At 69.1% G+C, this 7,055-nt stretch carries 4 protein-coding genes; all 4 read right to left on the reverse strand.

The window, feature by feature from the left end:
- Position 1: 1 nt before the first annotated feature.
- Genes ACFV15_RS38745 through gntD form a run of 4 tightly spaced genes read right to left on the reverse strand, consistent with a single transcriptional unit; the run spans position 2 to position 6,873 of the window.
- The gene (locus tag ACFV15_RS38745; RefSeq protein ID WP_378357203.1) at positions 2-4,834 is read right to left on the reverse strand and encodes an amino acid adenylation domain-containing protein; all 4,833 of its coding nucleotides are present in this window, start codon (positions 4,832-4,834) and stop codon (positions 2-4) included.
- Positions 4,831-5,025 (reverse strand): MbtH family NRPS accessory protein, encoded by a 195-nt coding sequence (locus ACFV15_RS38750; protein ID WP_091289412.1) that lies wholly within the window; start codon positions 5,023-5,025, stop codon positions 4,831-4,833. The genes ACFV15_RS38745 and ACFV15_RS38750 overlap by 4 nt, the downstream gene beginning before the upstream one ends.
- A 1-nt stretch (position 5,026) precedes the next feature.
- On the reverse strand, positions 5,027-5,869 hold the full coding sequence (locus ACFV15_RS38755; protein ID WP_378357205.1) for a dimethylarginine dimethylaminohydrolase family protein: 843 nt from the start codon (positions 5,867-5,869) through the stop codon (positions 5,027-5,029).
- Positions 5,866-6,873, reverse strand: coding sequence for a guanitoxin biosynthesis L-enduracididine beta-hydroxylase GntD (gene gntD, locus ACFV15_RS38760; RefSeq protein ID WP_378357206.1), 1,008 nt, complete (start codon positions 6,871-6,873; stop codon positions 5,866-5,868). The genes ACFV15_RS38755 and gntD overlap by 4 nt, the downstream gene beginning before the upstream one ends.
- Positions 6,874-7,055: the final 182 nt, after the last annotated feature.

Here is a 7,055-nt window from a genome sequence, read left to right on the forward strand (position 1 = left end):
GTCAGCCTTCTTCTGTGAGAGCTTGCAGCTCGGCGTCGGAGAGTTGCGCGATCTCGTCGCGGATCTTCTGCTCGATCAGCGCGGCTATTTCGGCGATCGTCGGGTGCTCGAACACCGCGCGCAGCGGGATCGACAGCGCGAATCCGGATTCGATCCTGGACACCAGCTTCGCCGCGAGGATCGAGTTGCCGCCGAGGTGGAAGAAGTTCCGCTTGACGTCCACTTCGGAGTCCAGCTCGAGCAGCTCGGTCCAGACACCGGCCAGGTGCTCTTCGAGCTCGTCACGCGGTCCCGTGTGGACTGTCCCTGCCTCAGGCGGCTTCGGTAGCGCTGACCGGTCGACCTTCCCGTTGGCGTTCAACGGGATCCTGTCGATAGGGACGAACGACGCCGGTACCTGGTGGGCGGGCAGCACCTTCACGCAGTGGTCGCGCAGTGCTTCGAGGTCCACATCGGAATCGGACGCCACATACGCGACGAGACGCTTGGTGGCCCCGTCGCCCTCCGCGAGCACGAGCGCGTCGCGGATCTCGGGACGCGCGGTCAGCGCGGCGACGATCTCCGCCGGTTCGATCCGGTAGCCACGCAGCTTGATCTGGTCGTCGTTGCGGCCGAGGAACTCGACGTGCCCGTCCGCGCGCAGCCGCGCCCGGTCGCCGGTGCGGTAGAGCCGCGCACCGGGGGTGATCGAGAACGGGTCCGGCACGAAGCACCGGGCGGTGAGGCCGGGTTTGTTGAGGTAGCCGCGCGCGACACCGGCACCGCCGACGTACAGCTCACCCGGCACACCCAGCGGCGACGGGTTGCCGTGCTCGTCGAGCACGTACATCGTGGTGTTCGGGATCGGCCGTCCGATGGGGACGACCTCGCCGCGCTCGGCGCCGGTGATCGGGTACGTCGAGTTGGCCACCGAGATCTCGGTCGGGCCGTACTCGTTCAGCATCCGCGGCCCGTGCGGGCCGGCCAGGTCGAGCCAGCGGTCGAGCACCGAGGCCGGGAACGAGTCCGCGCCGACCGCGAGCATGCTCGCGATGTCGGCGGCCTCGTCAGGGGAAAGCTGGTCGCACAACAGGTCCAGGTGCCCCGGGGTGAGCTTGATGAACGTGAACGGCCCCGCCTCGGTGAGCAGCCTGCCGAGCTGCGTCGGTTCGAAGTCCGGCGGCAGCAGGTGCACCGGCTGGCCCATCACCAGCGCGGTGTAGAGGTCGGGCACGACCATGTCGTACGCGGTCGACGAGAACAGCGGCGTGCCACCGGACCCGGCGCCCGCGTAACCTTCGACCGTCCACATCAGATAGTTCTGCAGCCCGCGGTGGTCGACCAGCACGCCCTTGGGGCGGCCGGTGGAGCCGGAGGTGTACATGACGTACGCCAGGGTGTCCAGGTCGGTGCGGCCCCACGGCAGCGGCGGCCGCGCTTCGAGACTCCGCCGGGTGGCGAGGTCGTCGAGGTACAACGGCGTCGCGTCGGCGGTGGCCAGCGCGTCGGCATGCTGCGTGTGCGTCAATACGTAGCGGGCGCCAGCATCACCGACCACATAGGACAGACGATCGGCCGGGAACGCCGGGTCCAGCGGGACATACGCGGCACCGGCCTTCCAAATGCCCAGGAACGACACGACCAGGTCGATGCTGCGGTCGAGGCAGACACCGACCACGGTCTCCGGTCCGGCGCCGAGCGCGACGAGTCCGGCGGCGAGCTTGCTCGCCTGCTCGTCCAATTCCGCGTAGGTCAGGGACTTCTCGCCTGCCACGAGCGCGACGGCGTTCGGGGTCCTGGCCGCCTGCGCGGCGAACAGGTCCGGGATCGCCACCGGCGGCCGGGTGGCCGTGCGGTCGTTCCAGGCGGTGAGCACGGTCGACCGTTCGCGCGGTGGCAGGATCTCCAGGTCCGAGATCCTGCCACCGGCATGGGCCGCGATGCTGGAGAGCAGCTTGACGTAGTGCTCGGCGAACCGGTGCACGGTGACCGGGTCGAAGAGCGCGGTCGAGTACTCCAGCACCGCCGAGCATTGCCCGCTGGGCAGGATTTCGACGGTCAGGTTCAGCTCGGCCTTCGAGCCGCGCCACGCGTCGAGCAGCATCCAGACCTCGGACGGGTCCTCGGTCGCCGCGGTGACGCCCGAGTCGTGCAGGTCGAACAGCACCTGTGCCAACGGGTTCCGCGACAGGTCGCGGTCCGGCAGCAGCTCGCCGACCAGCTTGTCGAACGGGACCTCCTGCGCGGCCTGCGCGTCACGCGCGGTGTCGCGGACCCGGTCGACCAGGTCGAGGAAGGTCGGGTCGCCGGTGGTGTCGCAACGCAACACGACGGTGTTGAGGAAACAGCCGACGATCCCGGCGACCTCGTCACGCAGCCGCCCGGCGACCGGCGTGCCGACGGGGATGTCGGTCTGGCCGCTGTACCGGGAAAGCAACGCGACGTAAGCCGCGAGCAGGGTCATGTAGGGCGTCGCGCCACGCTGTTTGCCCAGGCTGACCACGGCCCTGGTGACATGCGCCGGCACGCTGAAGCTGAACGCGGCGCCGCGCGGGTCGCGCACCGGTGGGTGCGGCCGGTCGGTCGGCAGGTCGAGCCTGGGCAGGTCGGCGAGGTGCGTGCGCCAGTAGTCGAGCTGGTCGTTGAGCGCGCCGCTGGCTTCGCGTTCCCGTTGCCAGGCGGCGAAATCCGCGTACTGGACGGCCATCGGGGGCAGCTGCGGCTCGCGGCCTTCGGTGTGCGCGGCCCACAGCTCGTCGAACTCGCGGCGGAGGTTGACCACCGACCAGCCGTCGCACGCGATGTGGTGCACGGTGATGACCAGCAGCGGGCCCTGGCCGTCGCCCTCGGCGAGCAGCGCACGCCAGACCGGGCCGCGCGTCAGGTCGAACCCGCGCGCGAAGTGGGCCGCGACGGCGGCGGCCTGCTCGTGCGGACGGGTCTTGACCAGCGTGAGGTCGATCGCCTGGTCCTCGTCGATCTGCTGCACCGGGCGGCCGTCGACCACCGGGTACCGCGTGCGCAGGATCTCGTGCCGGGCCGCCAGGTCGCTCAGCACGGCGTTGACCTTGCGGCGGTTCGCGCTCGGGTCCAGCCGGATCGCGATCGGCATCGTGTACTCGGGGCTCGACGGGTTGAGCTGGTCGAGGATCCAGAGTTGCTGCTGGGAAAAGGAAAGCGGCAGCTCACCGGTACGCGCGACCGGCTTGATGGCGTTGTCGTCGTCACCGATGAGCTTCGCCTGCGCGGCCGGGGTCGACGCGGTGAACAGCTGCCGCACCGGCAGCCGCCGCCCTGACAACGCGCGGAGCTTGGCCGCGACCCGGATGAGCAGCAGCGAATAGCCGCCGAGCTGGAAGAAGTCGTCGTCGAGCCCGATGCGCTCGATGCCGAGCACCTCCGACCAGGCCTGCACGACCAGGTGCTCGAACGGCGTGCGCGGCGCGCGGTGGGGCGGACGGCGGACGTCGCTGGTGAGCGTCAGCGCGGCCCGGTCGACCTTGCCGTTGCTCGTGAGCGGCAGCTCGTCGAGGTTCTGGAACACCGACGGCAGATACGACTCTGGCAGCCGGGCGCGCAGGTATTTCCGCAGCGTGTCGGCGTCGGGGGTGCCAACGACACTGGCTACGAGGCGCACGTTGCCGCCGCCGTCGGCGACCGGGATCACGGCCGCCGCACGAACCTCGGGGTGGCAGGCGAGCACGGCTTCGATCTCTTCCGGCTCCACGCGGACACCGCTGATCTTGACCTGGTTGTCGACGCGGCCGACGAACTCGATGCCACCGTCGGGGAGAACCCTGGCGAGGTCACCGGTGCGGTACCAGCGTTCGCCGTTCTCGGCCGGGATGAACTTCTCCGCGGTGAGGGCGGGCGCGCCGAGGTAGCCGCGAGCGAGACCCGGTCCACCGAGGTGGATTTCGCCGGTGCCACCGGGCTTCACGGGCTGGCCGTCATCGAGCACGGCGAGCTTGACGTTCTCCAGCGGCGCGCCGAGCGGCACCGCGCCGGAGGAGCCGCGGACGTACTGGTGCTCGGTCGCGCCGATCGCGCATTCGGCTGGGCCGTAGACGTTCCACACCTCGGTCTGGAAGACCTCGTAGGCGCGGTCGCAGAGGTCGGCGTGCAGCGCCTCGCCCGCGGAAGTCAGCCAGCGCAACCGTTTGACATCGGCGCTGCCCGGCTCGTCGAGCAGCACCCGCAGCATCGACGGGACCAGCTCGAGCGCGGTGATGCGCTCGTCGGCGAGCAGCCTCGCCAGCGCGGCCGGGTCCTGCTCGGTGCCGTCCGGCGCGATCACCACGGTGCCACCGGCGACCAGCATCACCAGCAGCTGGAAGACCGCGGGGTCGAAGCCGACCCTGGTGGCCTGCAGCAGCCGGTCGCCGGGGCCGAGGTTGTGCCCGTGCACCGCCGCGAGCAGCCGGTTCTCCAGCCCGCGGTGCGTGTTGACCACGCCCTTCGGCGTCCCGGTCGAGCCGGAGGTGTACACGACGTAGGCCGCGTTGTCGCCGCTGATGTCGCGGGCGGGCGGGGTGGCGGACCCGTCGGATTCGACGGTGGTGAGGGTGATGCTCGTGCCGGCCGCCATCGCTTCGCGGCGCTCGGCCGGATAGCGCGGGTCGATCAGCACGAACGTGCCGCCGGCCTTGAGCACCGCCAGCATGGCGATCACCAGGTCCGCCGACCGCGGCAGGCAGATCGAAACCGCCTGCTCGGTGGCCAGGCCGAGCTCGTTCGCGAGCCGGTTGGCGCGCGTGTCGAGTTCGGCGTAGGTGAGGCTCTGCCGCTGATCGGTCACCGCGGTGGCGTGCGGCGTTCTCGCCACCTGCTCTTCGAACAGGTCCGCCACGGTCATGGCTTCACACCCTGGTCCATCCGCTTGCGCAGGCTCAGCGGCCGCATGTCGGTCCAGACGGTCTCGATGTGCGCGAGGCACTCCTCTTTGCTGCCCTCGGTGCCCTCGCCGCGCCAGCCGGCCGGGAGGTCACGGGCGGCGGGCCAGATCGAGTACTGCTCTTCGTGGTTCAGCACGACGCGGTAAGACATTTCAAAGCTCCTTAGTTGTTTCACCACAGAGGTCGAGGTCGAGGGTCATGCACCGGATGCCGCCGCCCGCCTTGATGAACTCGCCGACCGGGGAGATCAGCAGCTCGAAACCCCACGCTTCGAGCTGCCTGCCCACGCGGGCCGGGCAGTCGGACATCACGATGGTCTTGCCGATGACCACGGAGTTGACGCAGAACGTCATCGCCTCTTCGACACTGACGACCAGCGGTTCCTCGATGAGGTCGTGCAAGCGTTTGCGGCTGGCCTCGTCCCAGGCGTCCGGCGAGACGATCGCGCGGCGGTCGTCGAGCGGGCAGACCGACATGTCCAGGTGATAGAAGCGCGGGTCGACGAGCTTGACCGGCACGACCTCCCTGCCGAAAGCCTTGGCGAGTCCCGCATGTGCCGCCTGAGTGGTGCGGACGCCGTAGCCGCCGAGCAGCTTGTCGCCGAACGCGAGCACGTCGCCGCCTTCGAGATAGGCGCCTTCGGGCCAGTCGGTGCTGGGGATCTCGGTCCAGCCGTTGCGGGACAGCCAGTCCGCACCGAGGCGGGCCTCACCGTGCCTGTCCTGCGTGCTGAAGCGAGAGGTGAGGAACCTGCCGCCGCTGACGATCGCGGTGTCGGTCGGGAAGACCATGTCCGGCCAGTCGGGGTCGGACGGTGCACTGTGGACGGTCCCGCCCGCCTTCATCAGGTTCAGCGCGAGATCGCTCCACTCCTGCCGGGTCTTGTCAGGGTCCGGTTGGTCCTTTGTGGACATCCAAGGATTGATCTCGAAGGCGACCTTGAAATGCTCGGGGTCCCGGAGCAGGAACGGCCGCTGTGCCGCCTGCGGGATCACGCGAGCACCCGCGACTGCGAGCTGCTGCGGATCTGCCGCGACTTGCGCAGGTCACGGGTGACCAGCACCTTCTTCAGCCAGCGGTCGGTGCCGTCGTGGCTGGCCACGAACGGACGGCGGCCGTGCACAGCGCGGTAGTTGTCGATGAAGCCGATCTCGCCGGACTCCAGTATCAGGTCGTCGAGCACCTCGTCCAGCGCGACGATCACGGTCTTGAGCGCGCGGCTGGCGTCGGAGTCACCCTCGACGGCGTCCATGTAGTAGGGGTCGATCCGGAAGTACGGCTTGTCCCGGTCACCGAACAGCACCGGCGACGGCTTGGTGTGCTCGGCGATGTCACTGACACTGTTCATGCTCTTGACGCGCAGGTGCTCGTCATCGGGCCGGATCAGGAACCGCGGCTCGAACAGCACGTCCGCGACCTCCTTGGGCAGCGTGATGGCCGCGGCGCTCGCGAAGGTGGTCGGCACCTTGGTGTGATTGCGCATGGCCATCAGGCAGAGGTAGTCACAGCGGTAGGGGTGGAACCCGTCCTCGGTGTGCCACTCCAGGTTCGCCGTGCTGCCATGCCCGCTCTGCGCGAACTCCTCCCCCTTGACCGGCAGCACATCGTGGATCAACCTGCCCGCCTGCAACGTCGACCACCCGAACGGCTCACCGAGCAACGACGCGCACAACACGAAGAACGTCTCCTCGCGAACGGTGCTGGCGGGGTCGTTTTGGGCGGACCAGTGCGAAGGCGTCGGCCCGATGCCTTCGTCGTCGACATGGAAGCCCCGCACGACAACACCGGCGTTCCGTTCGCACAGCTGGAATTCCCGGAGGAACCCGACAAGACCGGAGGGCAGGTTCGCGGCCAAAGTACCGGCACGGAACAGGAATTCAGGATCATCCGCCGACGCATAGGTGGCCCGGACCTCATCGACCAGCCCGTCGATCGCGACCCGCTCGTCCTCGCTCAGTTCATACACGCCGACATCGGCGGGAAATTTCTTGACTCCCATGGCAATCCGTTTCCTCCATGTCCGATCGATACGACCAAGACTCGCCCCAGGCCCCCGGTTAGCCAATCGGCCCCGCGACGGTTTTCCGGCCCTTCTCCTCCCTCCGGCGGAGACCCACCCACCCAGTCGTGAGTGGTACGGGGCCGGGGGTCAGAGCCCAACCCACACACACACCCCCCCCA

Origin of the sequence: Amycolatopsis sp. NPDC059657, assembly GCF_042734395.1 — a bacterium.
Taxonomy (GTDB): Bacteria; Actinomycetota; Actinomycetes; order Mycobacteriales; family Pseudonocardiaceae; genus Amycolatopsis.